Origin of the sequence: Actinomadura harenae (assembly GCF_003696215.1) — a bacterium.
In the GTDB taxonomy this organism is placed as follows: domain Bacteria; phylum Actinomycetota; class Actinomycetes; order Streptosporangiales; family Streptosporangiaceae; genus Spirillospora; species Spirillospora harenae.
This window is the reverse complement of record NZ_RFFG01000059.1, coordinates 21,934-42,592: the sequence shown is the minus strand read 5'-3', so window position 1 is coordinate 42,592 and position 20,659 is coordinate 21,934. Positions and strand designations below refer to the sequence as shown.

The following is a 20,659-nucleotide window of genomic DNA, read 5'->3' as shown; positions in this document are numbered from 1 at the left end:
ACGGCTAGTGCGTGGACGTGACGGCGTGATCCGCCATCGCGGTCGGGGCGTCGTCCCCGGCGAACGGCACGTTGAACGCGCCGAGCTTCAGCGCGAGCAGCTCCATGCCGCCCACCAGAAGAACGAACAGCACGGCGAGGGCGGCGAGGCGGCGGCGGTCGCCGCGCACCTTCCGCACCGTCGGCCGGGCCTTGTGCACAGCAGTTTCGATCTTTCCTAGAGCCATCCGCAAATCCCTCTCAACCCCCGCAAAGCAGGGAAAACGTTACCGGAACGGCGGATCGCTTACCCCCCGTTTACCTCCACTCCCCCGGCCGTACGGGAGGCGCACACCTCGGGAAGAGGCCCGCGGCTCACCCGGCCGGACGGCTCCCGAGATCGGCGGCGCGGGCGTTCACGCACCGCCCGGTCGCGAGGTCGAACGCGAAGTTGTGCGCGAGGCAGTGGATCCGGCCGTCCCGGACGACCGCGCCGATGGACAGGTCCTCGCCCGCGTGCGGGCAGTAGCGCGGGATGTCGAAGGCGCGCCCGCCGGAGCGGACGACGATGCGCTCCGACTCGTCCCGTCCGGTCTCGTACTCCTCGACGGCGCGCAGGGCCTGCGCGTTGGCGTGCTTGAGCAGGCCGACGAGGTAGTCGTTGTAGACGTCCGGGTCGCGGTACAGGCTGAGCCGGAACGAGATGAGCAGGTCCTCCCAGGCGAGGCGGCCGGTCAGGACGGTGTCCAGCCAGCGTCCCGCGACGGTGATCCGGTACTGCGGCCGGACGCCGGGGCGGGCGCGGGCTACGGTCACCGCGCCGGGCCTCAGGCCGACGTCCCAGGCGCCGCCGTTCGGGCCCGTCACCTCGAACCGGACGGTCATCGCGATCTGCTCGAGGAAGTAGTCGCTGAGCGCGCCGAGCCGGTGGAAGTGCTCGGCGAACCGGTCGTACAGGTCCGGGCCGGGCTCGGGGTAGGCGGCGAGGACGCCCGCGATCAGGTCCTTCCGGTCGGTGGCGTACCGGTCGAGGTAGCCGTCCCGGGCGGCGCCCGCGTAGGAGAACTCCGCCGACACCGGGTCACGGGTGATCCCGCCGGTGTCCAGCTCGATCGCGTCGCCGGGCTGGAACGACTCGAACGCCTGGTTCGGCAGGTGCTCGCGCAGCCAGCGCACCGACGCCTCGGGGTCGCAGAACGCGCCGTCCTCCTGGTCGAGGACCCAGTTGAGATGGGAGACCTCGTCGTCCAGGAAGCAGGGCGGCCCGGCGAACGGCACGGCCAGCTCGGGCGCGGTCTGCCGGACGAGCCGCTGCGCCGCGCGGAGCTTGGAGACCCGCTTGGCGAGCGAGACCCTGGCCATCTCCTCCGGCGGGTACTCGTAGCAGATCGGGTGCCAGGACGCGCCGGACGTCTGGACCGCCATGAGGTCGAGCCGTCCGCCGGCCAGGTGCTTGGCGCGGCGGGCCTGCGCGGCGGTCAGCCGGGCGTCGTTGCCGTGCAGCACCGCGCGGCCGTCCGCCACGATCAGAAATGCGGCGTCATGGCACATCGGCGACAACTCTGGAATCACGGTGATCCACGACCCGCGATTGTCCAAGGGGAATTTCTCCCACGGTGACACTTCAATGACCTGACGGGAACCGGCGGCCGCGCGCATGCGTTCTCTGAACGCGGGGCCCGGATATCCGGGAATGAGGATTCTGGTCCGCGCCGGAAGGCGTTCGATGACCCACGGGTCGAAGTGGTCGAGGTGTTCGTGCGAGACCGCGACCCAGTCGGCCCCGAGCACCCCCGGAAGATCGAGGTGATCGTTTCTCGGATACTGGTGCCAGGCCCCCAGGAAGGCCCCGGTGGGGGCGAGCCACGGGTCCGCGAGCAGGCGGAACGCGTCCGCGCGTATCTCAAGTCCGGCATGTCCGAGAAAAGTCACCTTGGGCATACCGCGACTGTGCCTGCCGCACCTGTGCCGCACACCCATCGGAATGCGCAAGACCGCTACGCCGAAGGCATGAAAGGAAAGGGCCGCGCGCACCCTCGGCGGGGTGATCGTCCGGCGACTCCCGGCCCATCGTTCGACGTTCCGACAATGGGCCCGGTTGACGCGGATAATCGGACTGTCCACAACCGGTCAGTCAGCGGTCAGTGGCGGTCAATTGACTGGACATGGCGCCCGGTGCGGGGTGACCGTCGAGATACGGGCCGTGTGGGGAGACGGCCCCACGGCACTGGGAGAGGTGCCGGCATCACGGACGGGGGTCCTCGATGAAGCACGGGCAGCCGCGGTCCTCACCACCACTGGACGCGATGCGGCCGGCGACCGGCCCGGAACGTCCGGGCGCCCCCGCGCCCTCCACCCGCGACCGCCCCTCCGGCCATGACCGCTCCTCCTCCCATGACCGGCCGTCCGCTCACGACCGGCCTTCCTCCCACGACCACCCGTGCGCCCACGCCGGGGCGGGCGACCCGGTGCTCTGGAGGCGGCGGCTCCGGCACGACATCCGGCACGAGCTCGGCACCGTGATCATGCTGGCGTCCGCGGTCGCGGTCGCCGACGACGTCGGCCCGGCCAGCCGCGAGCGGATCGAGCAGCTGCTCGGCGAGACCCGCTGGCTCGACCACCTGCTCCGCCAGCTCGACGAGGAGGTCCCGGACGGCGACGACCCCCGGGTCCCCGCGCCCGCGCAGCGGCTCCGCGTCGACGAGCTCGCCGCCGAGGTCGTCACCGGCATCCGCCTCGCCACCCCGCACGAGGTCTGCTTCGCCGGCGAGCCCGCCTGGGCGCACATGGACGCGGTCGCGCTCTGGCGCGCGCTCCGCAACGTCCTCGACAACGCCTGCCGGGTCGCGGGCCATCGGGTGAACGTCCGCGTCGGCGTCGAGCGCGGCTGGGTCGTCCTCCAGGTGGACGACGACGGACCCGGTTTCGGCCAGGCCCCCGGCGGGCTCGCCTCGCTCGGCCTCGGCATCGTGCACGACCTGGTGTCCGGCTACGGCGGCAGCCTGGAGATCCGCACCTGCGAGATGGGCGGCGCGCGCGTCCGCCTGCTGCTGCCGTCCGCGCCGCCCCCGCCCGCCGGGGACGCCCCGGACTCCGAGTGGGACGGCGACTGGGACGACTGGCGGCCGATCGGATGAGCCGGAGGAGGTGACGGCATGACGGGCGACACGGCGGGAAGCACCACGAGAAGCACCGCAGGCGACGCGGCGGGCTGCACCGCAGGCGGCGCTGCGGGAGGCACGCGAGGCGCGGCGGGCGGTGAGGCGGGCGTCGGCGAGCGGGGAGGCGCGCGGGGCGCCGCCGTCAGCGTGGTGGTCTGCGACGACCACCGCGTGTTCACCGAGTCCCTCTCCCTGGTCCTCGCGGACGCCGGGTACGCGGTCGTCGGGCAGGTCGACTCCCCCGCCGAGCTGCTCGCCGTGCTCCGCGCCCGGCGCGCCGACCTGTGCCTGATCGACCTCAACTTCCCCGGCACCACCGCGCTGGAGTGGATGCCGCGGCTGCGCGCGGTCGCGCCGTCCACGCGGTTCGTGCTGCTGACCGGCTACCTGGAGCCGCCGGTCCTCGCGGCGGGCCTGACCGCCGGGGTGAGCGGGTTCGCGCACAAGGGCCAGCAGGCGGGCGACATCCTCGCGGTGCTGCGCCGCGTCGGCCGCGGCGAGATCGTCGCCGAGCAGGCCGCCCCGCGCCGTCCGGACGCGCGTCCCGGCGTCCCGGGGCAGAGCCAGGCGCAGCGGGTGGCGCGCTTCCTCACCCCGCGCGAACGCGAGGTCCTGACCCGGCTCGCCCGGGGCGAGTCGACCCAGGCGCTCGCCAAGGCCATGGGCGTCACCCGCAGCACGGCGCGCAGCCACGTCCAGTCGGTGCTCAGCAAGCTCGGGGTGCACTCCCAGCGCGAGGCGGTGATCGAGGCGGCCCGGCATGGCCTGGTGAGCGTCGAGACGGGAGAATGGCTCGCGGGCTGACCCCCGGCGGCCCCCGGGCCGTTCAGGCCCTTCTTGAGGTCCTGTTCAGACCCCTTTTCCAGGCCGTCCGTAAAGGGACTCCGGCGTAAGGTTTCCGCAGAGTCCGGACGACCCTATGTGATCTTGGACATAGGGTAAACGTGCGGCTAACCCTCAGGTCGGTAGGGTGACCGCACGGATCGACCGAGGCGTTCGCACGCCCGTTACGATCCAGATTCTGAATCTTCGCTGGAACTCTGCCGCATGTTTGCCGAGTTCTCCTGTGGGCGCGCGGCGGCCGGGGCGAAGCAAGAACCACTAGGGGGACCGACACATGCTGGGATTGACGAGCTGGGGGCTCATCGTCCTGCTCTTGGTGATCCTGGCCGCCGTCGTGGCCCTGGTCGTGCTCCGCGGCTGGAACCGGCTGGGCGGACGGGGACCGCTCGCCATGGCCGGACGCGTCGGCGTGATGGCCGGCGTCCAGCTGGTCATCGTCGCACTGATGCTGACCGCCGTGAACAAGTACTACCTCTTCTACGGCAGCTGGTCCGACCTGGTCGGCGCCGCGGGCGGCAAGGCCCAGGTCACCGACCGGCCGCCGTCCAACCCGAACGCCTCCGCGACCTCGCAGGTCACGGTCACCCCGGCGGCGCAGCTCGGCCCCGGCCACGGCCGCACCCCCGCCAAGGACGGCCTGGTTCAGCACCTCGACATCGAGGGCGTCCGGACGGGCCTCCGGTCCGAGGCGTACGTGTACCTCCCGCCGCAGTACTTCCAGAAGAAGTCCGCCGCCAAGCGGTTCCCCGTGGTGATGTTCATCGCCGGGTACCCCGCGGCCGACCGGCTCACCTGGATCGACAAGGGGCACGTCCCGGAGGAGGCGTTCCTCCAGATGTCGACCCACAAGGCCCAGCCGATGATCTATGTGATGATGCGCCCGACCGTCGAGAACGGCTGGGACACCGAGTGCGCCGACGTCCCGGGCGGCCCGCAGGTCGAGACCTTCTTCTCCCAGGACGTCCCGGACGCGATCATCAACACCTACAAGAACCGCACCGCCCGCGACCGGCGCGGGTGGGGCCTCGCCGGCTACTCGACCGGCGGCTACTGCGCGACGAAGCTGGCGATGCTGCACTCCGACCGGTTCTCCGCCGCGTCCAGCATGGCCGGGCACTTCCACGCGCTGCTCGACACGACCACGCGCGACCTGTACGGCGGCAGCAAGGCCGTCCGCAACAGCAGCAACCTGACCTGGCGGCTGAAGAACCTGCCGCAGCCGCCGGTCTCGATCCTGGTGGCGTCCGCGCTGGCCGGCGAGAAGACCTATCCGTCCGCGAAGAGCTTCATGGCGGCGGCACGGCCCCCGCTGGTGGTGGAGAAGTGGATGCTCCCCTCGGGCGGCCACAACTTCAAGGCGTTCCGCAAGTACATCCCTCCCACGATCACGTGGCTGAGCGACCACCTCCAGGGGGAGTGACGTGGAACCCTCGAATCTCACGTTCATCGGCCTCGTCTGCCTGCTCGCCGCGGCCCTGTCGGTCGCCACGCTGTGGCTCTGGTCACGCGTCTCCGGCGGCGGCCTGAAACGGATCGGCGCCCGCACGCTGCTGCTGGGCGGGTCGCAGATCGCGCTGACCCTCGCGATCACCCTGCTGGTGAACCGCTGGTTCGTGTTCTACAACACCTGGGACGACCTGTTCGGTCCGGTCCGGGCCAACGCCAAGGTGCAGAGCGTCCAGCCGAGCCGGGGCAAGGAGACCACGCTCGGCCAGCTGGTCAAGCACAGCGTGACCACGCTCGGCCCGCACCACCCGAACCGTCCCGCCGACCCCAAGCTCGACGGACGCGTCGACAAGGTGCAGATCACCGGCGCGACGACCGGCCTCACGACCGAGGCGTACGTCTACCTCCCGGCGGCCTACTTCCAGCCCCAGAACAAGGGCAAGCGCCTGCCGGTCGTGATGGCGATCTCCGGCGGCACCGGGACGTCGGACGACAAGCTCGCCTGGATCAGGCAGGCGCACCTCCCGGAGCAGGCGTCCAAGCTCACCGCGTCGAACAAGGCGCAGCCGGTCGTCTACGTGATGATGCGCTCGGTGAAGGGGCTCACCCAGGCCTCCACGCCGCCCGCGGGCGACGCCCCGAAGGGCGGCCCGTCCGGGCGTCCGACCGGCACCCCGTCCGGCGGCGGCGTGAAGCCCCCGGCGGCGTCGGGCAGCCACCCGGCGTCGTGCCTGAACCTTCCCGGCAAGGGCTACGGCCAGGCGCTCGACTTCTACGCGCAGGACGTCCCGCTCGCCCTCGGCGAGGTCTACCACCTGCCGTACGACCACAAGGGCTGGGGCGTGGTGGGCTTCGGCACGAGCGGCCAGTGCGCGGCCCGGCTCGCGATGACCGACTCGGCCCGGTTCGGCACCGCCGTCGCGGTCAACGGGGTCTTCGACCTGTCCGCCGAGGTCCCGACGGCCGGGCTCGCCTCGAACGACACCCCGGGCCAGAACGGTCCCTCCCACCCGGCCGACCCGTTCGGCGGCAGCAAGGTCTTCCGCCAGGAGCAGGACCTGTACTGGCGGCTCGAGCACATGGCGCCGCCTCCCGTGTCGATGCTGGTCACGGCCGGGTCGAACGGACGCCAGGCCCAGCAGGCCGACCGGTTCGCCTCGCTCGCGAAGGCGCCGCTGCGCGTGGACAAGACGCTCACGCCCGTGACGGCCGAGACGCTCGCCGCCTGGCGCGGCCAGGTCCCGCAGATCGTCACCTGGCTCAGCGGCCACCTCCAGGGCGAATGACCCACGCTCCACGCGGCCGCCTCCAGGACGAGTGACCCGCCACCGGCGGCCGCTTTCAGGGCGAGTGACCCACGCTCCACCGTCCCGCCCGGACCCGATGGCCGTCTGAGCTGCGTACTCCCGCGGGAGTACGGGTTATGCCTCCCCCTGGGGGACGCGGGCCGGGGCGCGGCCGTCCTAGTGTGCCGGGGTGAGCGTCTCCGCACCGTCCGCCGTGTCCCGGCGGGACGGGCCCCGGCTGCGTCCGGCGTCCTGGCCCGTCTGGGTCGTCCCCGTGTTCCTGGCCCTGTTCCAGGTCGCCGGGACGGCGGGGGCGGCGCACCGCCACTGGCGCCACGACGACTGGGCGGTGCCCGCGACGTCGCTGGACGCGCTGGCGTTCGCGCTGGTCGCCGGCGGTCCGGCCGTCCTGCTGCTGCGCCGCCGTCGTCCGGTGGTCACGCTGGCCGCCACAGGGCTGATCACGGGCTTCTACTTCCTGCGGGGCTATCCGTACGGACCCGTGCCCTTCGCGGCCTTCGTGGCGATTCTGGCGGCCTTGTACGCGGGTCACCGGCGGATCGCCTGGGCCGGGACGCTCGGCGGCCTCGGCCTCTACTTCGGGGTCGCCCAGCTCGTCGGGATCGACCCGGACCAGCGCGGCACGTCGGCGAACACCTTCCCCGTGCCGCGCCCGGAAGCGGCCGGGATGCTGTTCGCCCTGGCCTGGGTGCTGGTCGTCCTGGTCACCGGCGAGCTGATGCGGATGCGGGCGCAGCGGTCCGCCGCCGCCGAGCGGTCGCGGGCCGAGCGGGAGAAGCGGCAGGCCAGCGAGGAGCGGCTGCGCATGGCGCGCGAGCTGCACGACGTCCTGGCGCACAACGTCTCCATGATCAACGTGCGGGCCGGGGTCGCGCTGCACCTGCTGGACGACGATCCGGAGGAGGCGCGCGCCGCGCTCACCGCGATCAAGGAGGCCAGCAAGGAGGTCCTCACCGAGATGCGGTCGGTGATCGGGGCGCTGCGCGCGCAGGACGAGTCCGCGCCGCGCTCCCCCACGGCCGGGCTGGCCCGGCTGGACGAGCTGGCCTCCCGCGCCCGCGCCGCCGGGCTCCGGGTCGAGGCCGGGACCAGCGGGGACGTCCGGCCGCTGCCCGCCGCGTGCGACCTGGCCGCGTACCGGATCGTCCAGGAGTCGCTGACGAACGCGGCCCGGCACGGCGGACCCGGCACGGTGACCGTCACCGTCCACATCGACTACGGCGAGCACCGGCTGACCGTCCGGGTGGAGGACGATGGACGCGGCGCCCCGGCGGGCGGCGCGGAGCACAACGGCAGGAACGACGGCAGGGACGACGGCGAGGACGACGGCGAACGGCCGGGAGGCGGCGCGGGACTGCGCGGGATGCGGGAGCGCGCGGCGGCGCTCGGCGGCTCGTTCCGGGCCGGGCCGCGACCCGGCGGCGGGTTCCGGGTGGAGGCCGTCCTGCCGATCGACGCCGAGGAGGAGCGGACATGATCAGGGTGTTGCTGGCCGACGACCAGGCGCTGGTCCGGGCGGGTTTCCGGGCGCTGCTCGCCGCGCAGCCCGACATCGAGGTGGTAGGCGAGGCGGGCGACGGCCAGGAGGCGATCGCGGACGCCCGGCGGCTGCGCCCCGACGTGATCCTCATGGACATCCGGATGCCCGGCCTGGACGGCCTGGAGGCGACCCGCCGGATCGCGTCCGACGAGCGGATGGGCGACGTCCGGATCGTGATCCTCACCACCTTCGAGCTCGACGAGTACGTCTTCGAGGCGGTGCGCGGCGGCGCAAGCGGGTTCCTGGTCAAGGACACCGAGCCGGTCGAGCTGATCCACGCGGTGCGGGTGGTGGCGGGCGGCGACGCGCTCCTGTCCCCGGGGGTGACCCGGCGCCTCATCGCCGAGTTCGCCTCGCGGACGCGTCCGGCGCACGTGTCACCCAGGCTGAACGACCTGACCAGCCGGGAGCGCGAGGTGCTGGCGCTGGTCGGCGAGGGCCTGTCCAACGAGGAGATCGCGGGCCGCCTGGTGGTCAGCCCGGCCACCGCGAAGACGCACGTCAGCCGGGCGATGGTGAAGCTCGGCGCGCGCGACCGGGCGCAGCTGGTGGTGCACGCCTACGAGTCCGGGCTCGTCCGGCCGGGCTGGCTGACCTGACGCCGGGCCCGGCGCCCGGCCCCGGAGGGGAATTCTCACTCTGCGACGTTCCTCTGTCGCCGAGAGTGCGGACGTGCGATGGTGAGTCGGGGGGTGGACGGCTCAGGCTGAGAGGTGAGCTCGGAGGGTTGGCGTGGCCGACGTGACCAGGATCCTCGCGGTCGACGACAGGGCGGACAGCCTGGTGGCGCTCCGGGCCGTCCTGGACGCGCTGCCGGTCGAGGTCGTGTGCGCCGACTCGGGCCGGGCCGCCCTGCGCGCGCTGCTCGACGGGGACTTCGGGCTCATCCTGATGGACCTGGTCATGCCGGGCATGGACGGCCTGGAGACCGCGCGGCACATCCGCAGCCGTCCGCGCACCCGGCACGTCCCGATCGTCTTCCTGACCGCCAGCGACGCCCCGGACCTGGCGCCCCGCGCGTACGCCGTCGGCGCGGCCGACCTGCTGACCAAGCCGTTCGACCCGTGGCTGCTGCGCGCCAAGGTGACGGCGTTCGCCGAGCTGGACCGGCACCAGCGCGATCTGCTCCGCCAGACCGACCTGCTGCGCGCCGCCGTGATGGCCGCCGGCGAGGCCCCGACGCCCGCGCCGGCGCCCGCACTGGCGCCCGCACCGGCCGCGACTCCGGCGGAGGCGCGGCTGGAGCTCGTGGACGCGCGGCTGCGCGAGATCGAGTCGCTCGCTGAGGACCTGGATCCGGACGAATCGCCGCTCTGCGCGCAGGTTCGGGCACTGCGCCAGGCGCTCGATCCGCTACTCCGCGAGGGCGCCGGGCACCGAAGGTGATCACTATCGGTAGTGGGTCCCGGAAGTCCCCGGCGACCGCTATTACACGATCAATCGAATAATTCCCCAGGTCAGCGGGCGTGAGTTTTTACCTTCGGATTCCGGACCCGGGTTTGAGCAAGTAAGTACTTGAGGGTAACTTGCACGATGAGTCACCGAGGTGACGATCGTCACCAGATGACCGGTTTCAACCCCCTCATCCCCTCGCCCCCCTGGGAGAGCTTCATGTCCGACTCCTCCGAGGCCGCCCTCGGCAAGGTCCGCTGGAAGCGTTTCGCCGCCCTCGCCGCGCCCGCCGCCGTCGGCGCCGGAGCACTGGTCTTCATGACCGCGCAGGGCGCCCTCGCCTCCTCGTTCGCGGTCTCCGGTGGCAGCTTCAAGGTGCACGCCGACTCGCTCGACGGCACGGGCTTCGTCCAGTACGGCGGCGCCGACGCCGAGAAGAACGGGACCAAGCACCTGGTCCAGATCTCCGGCATCAAGAACGCCAAGATCACCAACATGTGCCAGTCCGTGAAGGTGCTGCCGGGCGTGGTCCTGCGGCTCACCGCCGGCGACGCGGGCAAGCCCGTCGAGGCCACCGACCTCACCCTGGACGTCGAGCAGCTCGACGCCGACGCCGAGTTCAGGAACATCGAGATCGGGCGCGACGCGTCCACGATGGACAAGAACACCCAGGCGCTCGGCCGCGCCGGCGAGGGCATGTTCGGCCAGCAGGCCGACGAGGTCCACCTGAAGAACGTCCGCCAGGTCGCGTGGGCCACCACCGCCGGCACGTTCAAGCTCAACCACCTTTCGATGAAGCTCGGCAACGAGTGCTTCTGAGGCGCGCATGAGTTCCACGACTCCGCACGGGTTCCGCCGGTGGCGGCGCACGCGTCCCTTCTGGGGCGGTCTGTTCGCCGTCCTCGGCGGCCTGGAGATCATCGCCATTCCACTGGCGCCGATGCCGATCGTGATCCACCAGGGCATGGCCGGGATCGCGAGCTGGCTCTTCGGCGCACTGCTCGTGGTCGCCGGGCTCCTGCTCTGGTTCCAGCCCGCGCAGCGCGCGTTCTTCGGCGTGCTGGCCGTCCTGCTGGCGCTGGGCTCGTTCCTGACGTCCAACTTCGGCGGGTTCCTGCTCGGCATGCTGCTGGGCCTGCTCGGCGGCGCGCTCGGGTTCGCCTGGACGCCCGGCGTCAAGAAGCGCGGGCACCGCGACCGGCGGCCCGCCGTCTCTGCGGCCGAGGGCACTGCCCCTGAGGCCGAGGGCGCCGTCCCCGCGGACGCCCTGGAGACGGCCCCGCTTGTGGAGGCCAGGCCCCAGGCCGTCCAGGAGTCGCGGAGGGGCGCGCACGCGGCCCCGCGCGGCGGACGGATCCTCGGCATCGCCCTGCCGATCGCGGCGGCCCCCGCGCTGCTCGGCGGGAACCTGCTGAGCCCGTCCCCCTCGTCGGCCCCGCCGTCGGCGGCGGCGAGCCCGTCGGCGAGTCCGTCGGTGTCTCCGACCTCGACGCCGAGCGCGTCCCCGAGTGCGACACCGAGCGAGCCGGGGACGCCGAGCGCGTCCCCGAGCCCGAGTGCGTCCCCGAGCCCGAGCGCCTCGCCGACGGCGAAGCCCGACGCGAAGTCGGCCGGATCGGCCTCCGGCATGTACGGCGACCTCTCGACGCTGCGCGCGAGCTCGCTGGCGATGACCGGACTGAGCTACGACGGCGTCGCCGACCTCCAGACCCGCCAGGGGACGGTCAAGGCCCTGAAGTTCAGCATGGACAAGGCCGTGCTCAAGAACGTGGACCAGACCGTCCGGCACGGCGCGGCGGCGTCCGCCATGACCACGCCGCTGCTCACCCTGACCGGTGACGTGGTCATGTACACGACGAAGATGTCGTCCAAGCTGCTCGGGATCCCGCTCACGTTCACGCCCGAGAGCCCGCCGCCGCTCGTCCTCCCCATCATGACGATGACGGACGTGGTGTCGGAGCAGCCCTCGGTGAGCGCGCGCGACGCCCGCGCCACCGGCCTCTCCATCGGAAACGCCTGAGCGGACCGGGCGGTCAGCCGACCTTGAAGGTGGCGAAGATCGTGCCACGGATCTTCGCGGCGACCGCCCAGTTCGCCTCCGGCGTCCGGAAGTACAGCGCGTACGGACGGCCCTTCAGCTGGACGAACCGGTCCACCACGTGCACCTTTCCGTCCGTGCGCGCGAAGGTGAACTCCCAGTCGGACGCCGGAACGCCCTGGTACGTCAGGTTCGTCAGGCCGATCGGACGGTAGTTCGGCAGGCGCGGCGACCCCGGTGCCTGCCCGCTCGTCCGCTTGGCCTGGAGGGCCGGCGTCGCGGCGTCCATCATCCAGGGGGTGGTGTCCACCAGCAGGAACGAGGCGCCGTCGGGCGACTCGATCTGCGGCAGCTTGTCCACCGAGTCGGCCCAGCGCCAGTCCTGCGGCAGCGCCACGCTGTACCCGTCCCGGCTGAAGGTCTTGTAGCCCGCCCGCGCGTCCGTGGCCGTCACCTTCTGCCGGATCAGGTACGCGGCGGCCAGCACGGCCCCCACGACCAGCAGCACGATGATCGTCACCAGCACGGTATGGCGGCGGCGTCCCTCCGCGGGCGCGGTGGACGGCGCCACCGGGACGCGCGTGTACGGCTCCCGCTGGATCGTCTCGGACGCCTTCGGAGCCGGCCTCGTGGACGGCTCGTCCGGGGCCGTCCGGGCCAGCGGAACGTGCGGCGTCTCGCGGCCCGCCGGCACCGGGTCGCGCGGCGCGGACGCCGGTTCCTGCCGCAGCGCCAGCCGGTGGTCGGCCGGGTCGGTGATCGTCTCCCCCGGGCCGTCCGCGACCGTCCGGACGTCGTCGTTGAGCGTGATCCCTGCGGACGGCCCGGCCGCCGGGGGCGCCACGGACACCACGGACACCGGGGACGCCGGGGACGCCGGGGACGCCGCCGCGACCCGCGCGAGCAGCGGTTCCGCCTGCTCGCCGCTCATCCGGTGCATCGGCTGCCGGGCCAGCAGGCCGTCCAGGACCTGCCGCAGCGGGCCCGCGTTACGCGCCGGGGGCACCGGTTCCAGCAGCGCGGCCTGCAACGACGCCATCGCGTCCGACCGCTCGTACGGCGACTTGCCCTCCAGCGCCGCGTACATGGTCGCGCCGAGGGACCACAGGTCGGACGCCGGGACGGCCCGCGCCCCCTGCGCCCGCTCCGGCGGGATGTACGCGGGCGACCCCATGACCAGCCCGGTCTGGGTCAGCGTCGCGTCCCCCTCCATCTGCGCGATGCCGAAGTCCGTCAGGACGACGCGTCCCGAGTCGCACAGCAGCACGTTCGACGGCTTCACGTCCCGGTGCAGGATCCCCTTGGAATGCGCGTGCCGCAGCGCCCCGAGCATCTGCAACCCGATGTCGGCGACGCGCGCGTGCGCGAGCGGGCCCTCCTGGTCGAGGACGTCCTGCAGCGACGGCGCCAGCAGCAGCTCCATGACGATCCACGGCCGGCCGTCCTCCTCGACGACGTCGTGGACCACGACCACGCCGGGATGGCTCAGCCGCGCGGACGCCCTGGCCTCGCGCAGCGTCCGCTCGTACAGGACGGCGCGCTCGTCGTCGGCGAGCCCGGGCGGCAGCACGACCTCCTTGACCGCCACCTCCCGGTGGAGCATGGTGTCCCGGGCGCGCCACACCGTGCCCATGCCGCCGCGACCGACCACCGCGTCCAGCCGGTAGCGGCCCGCGAGCAGACGTCCCTCTCCCATGACCAAATGGTCCCCCGTCGGAGCAAATGCTGCTGAGTGGGACGCTCCGTGGCGCCCCCCGGTTCATTGGACCAGCATTATCCGGCGCTATCGAGCACTTGCCGAAGCACGGGACGCATGGCCTCCCAGCGCCGCTCCGGCGCGACGACGATGACGGCGTAGGGCTGCCCCGCCTTGCGGAAACCCCGGTCCAGGGCGTGCGAGACCTCGCTGTTGCGCACCCAGGTGAACTCCAGGTCGGACGCCGGCTGGTCGTTCCTGGCCGTGGCCGGCACCAGGGAGATCTGGCTGAAGCCGTTCAGGGCCTTGGCGGTGTTCGGGTCGCGGGTCCAGGTCCGCCAGTGCGCCTCGGGGGTGCCCGCCCAGAACCTGTCGTCGACCTGGACGTAGCTGGACGTGGTCGGGTCGATGAAGGTCTTGGCGTCCTGGCGCCTCCACCGGCTCGGGACCGCGAGACGGAGGCCGCCGACGTTCTGCATCGTCGTTCCGGGCGGCTGGTTGTAGGGCCGCGGCTTGACGGGTGCCGGGCTATGGGACTTCGGCGGATTCGTCGTGTCCCCCGCCTTTGACGGGGACGTGACGGACGGTTCGTCCTTGGACCGTCCGAAGGAGTAGTAGCCCACCCCGCCGATGACCGCCAGAGCGAGCAGGCCCACCAGCCCGAGGGCCACCGGCCCCGAGGCACCGCCCTTTTTTCCACCCGGACGCGCCTCGACCCGCTGCGTGCCGCCGTCGGCGGCGCCCACCTGATGCGTGCCACCGCCCGGGGCGGCCACCTGCCGCGTGGCCGGCTCGGGCGCCCAGACCGGCGGACCCGGCACCTGCGCCTGCTCACTCCAGCCACCCGGCGCGGACGCATGCGTCGCCTGCTCACTCCAAGCCGCGGGCGCGGCCGCCTCCCGGGGCACCTGCTCATTCCAGGCGGCCGGGACGGACGCCTCCCGGGGCACCTGCTCGTTCCAAGCCGCCGGGACGGACGCCTGCGCCGCCGGTGCGGGCGCCTGGCCTCCCCGCGGGGCCGCGGGACCGCCTCCGGCGGCGACCCGTCCGAGCTCCTGCTCCACCTGGTCGATGTTCGGACGCCGTCCGGGTTCGCGGTCGAGCATCGCGGTCAGCATGGGCGCCAGGGCCCCGGCCCGGCGCGGCGGCGGCGCGTCCAGCGTCATGATCGCGGCGAGCACGGCCATCGCGTCGCTGCGGTGGTGCGGCGCCTGCCCCTCCACCACGGCGTACAGCGTCGCGCCGAGCGCCCACACGTCCGACGCGGGGCCCGCCGCCTCGCCCTTGACCCGCTCGGGCGCCATGTAGGCGGGCGAGCCCATGACCATGCCCGTCCGGGTGAGCGTCGCGTCCCCGGACAGCTGTGCGATGCCGAAGTCGGTGAGGACGGCCCGTCCCTCGTCGGTGACGAGCACGTTGGCGGGCTTCACGTCCCGGTGCAGGATCCCGACGGCGTGCGCGGCCCGGAGCGCCGCGGCCAGCTGGCGTCCGAGCGCCGCGACCCGCTGCGGCGGCTGCGGACCGTCGTCGTCCATGACGTCCTGGAGCGACCGCGCCGGGACGAGCTCCATGACCAGCCACGGCCGCTCGTCGTGCACCACCACGTCGTGGACGGTCACGACCCCGGGATGCCCGAGCCGCGCCGACGCCCGCGCCTCCCGCATCATCCGCGCGTACGCGGTGCTGCGCTCCTCGTCGGTCAGCGACGGGTGCAGCCGGATCTCCTTGATCGCGACCTCGCGGTCCAGCGTCTCGTCCGTGGCCCGCCAGACCGTCCCCATCCCGCCCCTGCCCAGCACGGACAGCAGCCGGTACCGGCCAGCGAGGGGGACGTCGGTCCCCGGTCCCGTCACTTCACCCTCCGCCATGAGCAGCGACTTTACCGACAACGGGTAACGGATCGGCGAACCGCCGCCCTTCCATGCCCGCCCGAACACGGAAAAATCCGCCGTGAACGGGCCGGGACCTCCGCCCTTGGTCCTCGCGGAGGAATCGCCGATTCCTCCGCGAGGACCGGAGACGTCACTTCTCGGAGGTGAAGCCTGCGTAGACGGGTTGGAGGTCGGTCCAGGTCTTGGACCAGCCCTTGTCTGGGGCGTAGAGGACGATGGCGTAGCCGTGGCCGCGCATCACGAAGCCCCGGTTGAGGGCGTGGATGCGGCCGCCCCGGCCGTCGAAGGTCCATTCCCAGTCGGCCGAGCGGACGCCGGTCGGGTCACTGACGGGCTTCCCGTTGTGGACCGGGCGGATCGCGATCAGGTCGTAGCCCTTGAAGACGTGCCTGCGGGCGGGCTCGAGGTCCTTCCAGTCCTGGAGGGCGCTGGTGTCCGCCGTCTCGGCGCGGTCGACCTGGATGTAGGTCTGCCGGTCCGGCGAGTAGAAGAACCAGCCGCCGCCGCCGTCCTTGTGCTCGGGCTTGCTCCAGTCCTGCGGGATCGGCAGGGAGTAGCCCTGCGGGTCCTTGTAGGTGCGGAAGCCCGCCGGGACGCCCGTGGACGCCGGGGGTGTGCTCGACGACGACGCGGTCCTGACCGGGGTGGTGGGGGTGGTCGCGTGGGTCTGGGTGGCGGGGTGGGACGGGGGGCCGGACGTCTTGGGCTCGCTCTTGCCGCGGGTGGCGCCCCAGACGATGCCGGTGATGGCCAGGATGATCACGATGACCATCGCGGCGACGAGGAGGGCGCGGCGGGCGGAGACGCCCGCGAGGGCGGGCGGCAGCTGCGGGAGCTGCGGGCGGTTCGCCGGGCGCTCCGGGGACGCGGCGGTCTCGGCGGACGGGGTCAGGTGGGTGCGCTCGGGCTCGGCCGGCGGCGCGGGGGCCGGGGCCGGGGCCACGGGCGGGGGCGCCTCGGTGTACTCGACGGCGATGGTCCGCTGGGTGTCGACCGTGGGGGCGCGGACGATGTCGTCGAGGACGCGGCCCGCCTCGATGGCGTCCATCCGCTCGTCGGGGTTCTTGCGCAGCAGGCCCTCGATGACCGGGGTCAGGGGGCCGGAGCGGGTCGGCGGGTCGGGCTCCTCGGAGATCACCGCGACCAGGGCGGCCATGGGCTCGTTGCGCTCGAACGGGGAGCGGCCCTCGACCATCGCGTACATGGTCACGCCGAGTGACCAGAGGTCGGAGGCGGGGCCGGCGGTGCGGCCGCGGGCGCGCTCCGGCGCGATGTAGGCGGGCGAGCCCATGACCAGGCCGGTCTGGGTGAGGGTCGCGTCACCGGCGGCGGTGGCGATGCCGAAGTCGGTGAGGACGGCCCGGTCACCGCTCGCGACCAGCACGTTGGACGGCTTGACGTCGCGGTGCAGCACGCCCGCGTCGTGCGCGGCGTGGAGGGCGGCGAGCATCTGGCGGCCGATGTCGGCGGCCCGCTTGGGCGGGAGGGCGCCCTCCTGCTTGATCACCTGGTCGAGGGAGCGGGCGTGGATGAGCTCCATGACGATCCAGGGCCGACCGTCCTCCTCCACGACGTCGTACACGGTGACGACGCCGGGGTGGCCGAGGCGGGCGGCGGTGCGGGCCTCACGGAAGGTCCGCTTGTACTGGACGGAGCGCTCCTCGTCGGTGAGACCATGCGGGAGGATGACCTCCTTCACGGCGACGTCCCGGCCGAGCACCTCATCATGGGCCTGCCAGACCGTTCCCATGCCACCACGACCGACCTGGGTCACCAGGCGGTAGCGGCGGGCGAGCAACCGCTCCCCGGTGGTCTCCTGTGGCATATCCGCGACCATATCGACTTTTGATGACAATCTTGGACCCGGCCCGCGAACGATCCTCTCACCCGCCGGTGACGCCCGCATCGAACCCGCCGGATCCGCCGGGCCGACCGTCACCCTACCCGCCGGACATCAGGGACAGACCGGACGGGATGGTGACTATCGTCGGCGGTAGGCGTGCGTAAGGCGTCACCCGGTACAAATATCCCTACAATCCGACAGTCCTGAACGGGAGAACCATGGCGGCAACAGGCGAAACGGGGAGCCTGCGCACCGGTTGGCGAAGACTCGTGGAGGCGGCGCCCACCGTCTTCTTCTGGTACACCCGGCTCTCCGGGATCGTGTCCATCCTCTCCTGGCTGTCGTCGGACCTCATCGTCCGACTCGCCGACATCTGGGCCCTGAGATGGCTTTACTACCTGGCGGTCTTCCCCAGCATCCCGTGGGGGCTGCTGTTCATCCTGCTGTCGATGGGGATCAGGCGGCGGAAGAAGGCGGCCTGGCGGGTCCTGGTGCTGCTGTTCAGCCTGTACACCGCGTTCTCGGTGGCGCTGCTGCTGCACACGGCGCTGGATCCGAGCCAGCCGACGGCCTTCGGGGAGGTCGTCACCACCGGCGCGTACATGGTGGTGCTCGGGCTGGCGCTGGCGTCCCGCAGCCAGTTCACCTCGCTGCCGGACCGTGCCAACCGGCGCCTGGCGGCCGTGGTCTTCTCCGTCCTGCTGGTGCTGAGCGGCGGCATCGGGACGTTCCTGGTCACCGTCACCGACGAGGACCCGGAGGGCAGCTTCTGGACGCACCCCTGGTACGTGGTGCTCCAGACCGTCCTCGGTGCGGGGATCACCGGGGAGCCGATCAACGTCAAGGTGCCCGGCTGGGTGGACGTGATCATCGGGGTGCTCGGCACCGGGCTGCTGATCGTCACCATGTGGGCCCTGTTCCGGCCCGGACGCCGGGACGCGGTGCTCAGCCCCGAGGAGGAGCTCTCCGCCCGCAGCCTGCTGGCCGAGTACGGCGAGCAGGACTCGCTCGGCTACTTCGCGCTGCGCCGCGACAAGGACTTCATCCTCGCGCCGAACGGCCGCGCCGGGATCGCCTACCGGGTCGAGGGCTCGGTGTCGCTGGCGTCCGGCGACCCGCTCGGCGACCCCGAGTCGTGGGACCAGGCGATCGAGGCGTGGCTGAACGAGTGCCGCACGCACTCCTGGATCCCGGGGGCGGTCAGCGTCGGGGAGCGCGCCGCCCACATCTACGCCCGGCACGGCTTCGACGCCCTCGAACTGGGCGACGAGGCGATCCTGGACCTCACCGACTTCAACCTGGACGGCCGCGAGATGCGGCAGGTCCGGCAGGCGGTCCACCGGGTGGAACGCGCCGGGTACACGGTGCGCATCCGGCGGCACTCGCAGATCCCGGACTGGGAGATGGCCAAGCTGATCCGCAGCGCGGACGCCTGGCGCGGCGAGGCCACCGAGCGGGGATTCTCGATGGCCATCGGCCGCCTCGGCGACCCGACCGACGGACGCTGCGTCATGGTCGAGGCGTTCGACGCCAAGGGCGAGCTGCGCGGGCTCCTGTCGTTCGTCCCGTGGGGACGGGCCGGGCTCTCGCTGGACCTCATGCGCCGCGACCGGGCCGCCGAGAACGGCCTGAACGAGTTCATGGTCGCCAAGCTGGCCGAACGCGCCGCGGCGGTCGGCGCCCAGCAGCTCTCGCTGAACTTCGCCATGCTGCGGTCGGCGTTCGAGCGCGGCTCGCAGATCGGCGCGGGCCCGGTCGCGCGGTTCTACTACAAGCTGCTGTCGTTCGCGTCCCGGTTCTGGCAGATGGAGTCCCTGTACCTGTCGAACGCCAAGTACCTGCCGCACTGGCGTCCACGGTTCATCTGCTACCGGCAGTCCCGCGACCTGGTGCGGCTCGGCCTGGCCTACGCCCGCGCCGAGGGGTTCGTCCCGTCGCTGAACCGGATCAAGCTGGAGCGGGCCGCCAACCGCGTCCCGACGCCGGAGCTGGTCTCCAAGATCTCCGAGATCGAGGAGGCGGCCGAGTCCCGGCGCGCCCCGCAGCGGCGCCTGTCGGAGCAGGAGCGGGTGCGGCACGCCAAGCTCGCCGAGATCCGCGAGGCCGGGATGGAGCCCTACCCGCTCGGATTCGAGCGGACCGACTACGTCGCCGACGTCCTCGCCGCGCACCCCGGCCTCGCACCGGACACGCACACTGGGGCGCGGGTCGCGGTCGCCGGGCGTGTCGTCCTGGCCCGCGAGCACGGCCGGCTGGTCTTCGTCCGGCTGCGGGACGAGACGGGCGACATCCAGGTCATGCTGACCGCGGACGACCTCGGCGAGGAGCCGCTCGAGCAGTGGAAGCGGCTGATCGACCTCGGCGACCAGGTCGGCGTGACCGGTGAGGTCGTCACGTCCCGGCGCGGTGAGCTGTCGGTGCTGGCGTCCCAGTGGAAGCTGACCGCCAAGTGCCTGCGGCCCCTGCCGAACAAGCGGTCGGGCCTGTCCGACCCGGAGGCGCGCGTCCGGCAGCGGTACGTCGACTTCATCGTCAACGACGAGTCGCGGAAGATGCTGCGGATGCGCGGCGACGCCGTCGCGGCCGTCCGGGACACGCTCCGCGAGGGCGGGTACCTGGAGGTCGAGACGCCGATGCTCCAGCCGATCCACGGCGGGGCGACGGCGCGTCCGTTCACGACCCGCATCAACGCCTACAACATGCAGCTGTACTTGCGGATCGCCCCCGAGCTGTACCTGAAGCGGCTGCTGGTCGGCGGCGTCGGCAAGGTCTTCGAGCTGAACCGCAACTTCCGCAACGAGGGCGTGGACGCGACCCACAACCCCGAGTTCACGATGCTCGAGGCGTACCAGCCGTACGGGAACTACGACACGATGGCCGTCCTCACCCGCGATCTCGTCGTGAACGCCGCACTGGCCGCGACGGGCGGGACCGTGATCGTCCGGGACGGCGTGGAGCACGACCTCGGCGAGCCGTGGAAGGAGATCACCGTCTACGGCTCGGTGTCGGAGGCGCTCGGCGAGGAGGTCACGCCGGACACGCCGCTCCCGGCCGTCCGGGCCCTGGCCGACCGGATCGACCTCGGGTACGCGCCGGAGTGGGGGCAGGGGCGGATCGTCCAGGAGCTGTTCGAGGAGCTGGTCGAGGGCAAGCTGATGTTCCCGACCTTCGTCCGCGACTTCCCGGCCGAGACGTCGCCGCTGACCCGCCCGCACCGCAAGGACCCGCGGCTCGCCGAGAAGTGGGACCTGATCGTCTTCGGGCTGGAGCTGGGCACCGCCTACTCCGAGCTGATCGACCCGATCCTGCAGCGGCAGCGGCTCACCGAGCAGTCGCTCCAGGCCGCGGGCGGCGACCCCGAGGCGATGGAGCTGGACGAGGACTTCCTCCGCGCCCTGGAGTACGCGATGCCCCCGGCGGGCGGCATGGGCATGGGGATCGACCGGCTGCTGATCACCCTCACCGGACGGTCGATCCGGGAGACCGTCCCGTTTCCCCTGGTTCGTCCCGGTCTATAACTCCC

At 72.4% G+C, this 20,659-nt stretch carries 15 protein-coding genes and 1 pseudogene; 10 read left to right on the top strand and 6 right to left on the bottom strand.

Going from position 1 to position 20,659, the window contains the following annotated elements:
* Positions 1 to 4: 4 nt before the first annotated feature.
* From EBO15_RS27905 to EBO15_RS47350, 3 genes and pseudogenes are all read right to left on the bottom strand, one after another.
* Positions 5 to 226 carry a hypothetical protein gene (locus tag EBO15_RS27905; RefSeq protein WP_147481677.1) on the bottom strand — a complete coding sequence of 74 codons (222 nt, stop codon included), beginning with the start codon at positions 224 to 226 and terminating at the stop codon, positions 5 to 7.
* A gap of 127 nt (positions 227 to 353) precedes the next feature.
* Positions 354 to 1,529 carry a Rieske (2Fe-2S) protein gene (locus EBO15_RS27900; protein ID WP_233616472.1) on the bottom strand — a complete coding sequence of 392 codons (1,176 nt, stop codon included), beginning with the start codon at positions 1,527 to 1,529 and terminating at the stop codon, positions 354 to 356.
* A 66-nt stretch (positions 1,530 to 1,595) separates the two neighbouring features.
* Positions 1,596 to 1,919, bottom strand: a pseudogene (locus EBO15_RS47350) (MBL fold metallo-hydrolase); the annotation flags it as partial.
* A 323-nt stretch (positions 1,920 to 2,242) separates the two neighbouring features.
* On the opposite strand from EBO15_RS47350, the gene EBO15_RS44475 reads away from it, so the two are divergent.
* The 9 genes from EBO15_RS44475 to EBO15_RS27855 all read left to right on the top strand — a co-directional run bounded on the left by EBO15_RS44475 (position 2,243) and on the right by EBO15_RS27855 (position 11,687).
* Entirely contained in the window at positions 2,243 to 3,115 is an 873-nt protein-coding gene (locus tag EBO15_RS44475) for a sensor histidine kinase (protein ID WP_158628366.1), read from the top strand.
* A gap of 18 nt (positions 3,116 to 3,133) precedes the next feature.
* Positions 3,134 to 3,943 carry a response regulator gene (locus EBO15_RS27890; protein WP_122197424.1) on the top strand — a complete coding sequence of 270 codons (810 nt, stop codon included), beginning with the start codon at positions 3,134 to 3,136 and terminating at the stop codon, positions 3,941 to 3,943.
* 313 nt (positions 3,944 to 4,256) lie between these two features.
* Complete coding sequence (locus EBO15_RS27885; RefSeq protein WP_122197423.1) at positions 4,257 to 5,402, top strand: alpha/beta hydrolase; 1,146 nt, start codon at positions 4,257 to 4,259, stop codon at positions 5,400 to 5,402.
* Position 5,403: 1 nt separating this feature from the next.
* Complete coding sequence (locus tag EBO15_RS27880; RefSeq protein WP_122197422.1) at positions 5,404 to 6,714, top strand: hypothetical protein; 1,311 nt, start codon at positions 5,404 to 5,406, stop codon at positions 6,712 to 6,714.
* Between the two features lie 190 nt (positions 6,715 to 6,904).
* A complete protein-coding gene (locus EBO15_RS27875; protein WP_233616471.1) occupies positions 6,905 to 8,212 on the top strand; it encodes a sensor histidine kinase in 1,308 nt (435 codons plus the stop codon).
* Positions 8,209 to 8,874, top strand: coding sequence for a response regulator transcription factor (locus tag EBO15_RS27870; protein ID WP_122197421.1), 666 nt, complete (start codon positions 8,209 to 8,211; stop codon positions 8,872 to 8,874). The genes EBO15_RS27875 and EBO15_RS27870 overlap by 4 nt, the downstream gene beginning before the upstream one ends.
* A gap of 133 nt (positions 8,875 to 9,007) precedes the next feature.
* On the top strand, positions 9,008 to 9,661 hold the full coding sequence (locus tag EBO15_RS27865; protein WP_122197420.1) for a response regulator: 654 nt from the start codon (positions 9,008 to 9,010) through the stop codon (positions 9,659 to 9,661).
* A 177-nt stretch (positions 9,662 to 9,838) separates the two neighbouring features.
* Positions 9,839 to 10,486, top strand: a complete 648-nt coding sequence (locus EBO15_RS27860) for a DUF6230 family protein (RefSeq protein ID WP_233616470.1) — start codon at positions 9,839 to 9,841, stop codon at positions 10,484 to 10,486.
* Between the two features lie 7 nt (positions 10,487 to 10,493).
* On the top strand, positions 10,494 to 11,687 hold the full coding sequence (locus tag EBO15_RS27855; RefSeq protein ID WP_122197419.1) for a DUF6114 domain-containing protein: 1,194 nt from the start codon (positions 10,494 to 10,496) through the stop codon (positions 11,685 to 11,687).
* Between the two features lie 13 nt (positions 11,688 to 11,700).
* Here the strand turns inward: EBO15_RS27855 and EBO15_RS27850 are convergent, their stop codons facing one another.
* The 3 genes from EBO15_RS27850 to EBO15_RS27840 form a co-directional block, all read right to left on the bottom strand.
* A complete protein-coding gene (locus tag EBO15_RS27850; protein ID WP_199744853.1) occupies positions 11,701 to 13,401 on the bottom strand; it encodes a serine/threonine-protein kinase in 1,701 nt (566 codons plus the stop codon).
* Positions 13,402 to 13,478: 77 nt separating this feature from the next.
* Positions 13,479 to 15,269 carry a serine/threonine-protein kinase gene (locus EBO15_RS27845; protein WP_122197418.1) on the bottom strand — a complete coding sequence of 597 codons (1,791 nt, stop codon included), beginning with the start codon at positions 15,267 to 15,269 and terminating at the stop codon, positions 13,479 to 13,481.
* A gap of 154 nt (positions 15,270 to 15,423) precedes the next feature.
* A complete protein-coding gene (locus EBO15_RS27840; RefSeq protein ID WP_233616469.1) occupies positions 15,424 to 17,118 on the bottom strand; it encodes a serine/threonine-protein kinase in 1,695 nt (564 codons plus the stop codon).
* Between the two features lie 236 nt (positions 17,119 to 17,354).
* Between EBO15_RS27840 and lysX the strand changes: the two genes are divergently transcribed.
* Positions 17,355 to 20,654, top strand: coding sequence for a bifunctional lysylphosphatidylglycerol synthetase/lysine--tRNA ligase LysX (lysX, locus tag EBO15_RS27835; RefSeq protein ID WP_122197416.1), 3,300 nt, complete (start codon positions 17,355 to 17,357; stop codon positions 20,652 to 20,654).
* The last annotated feature ends 5 nt before the right edge of the window (positions 20,655 to 20,659 follow it).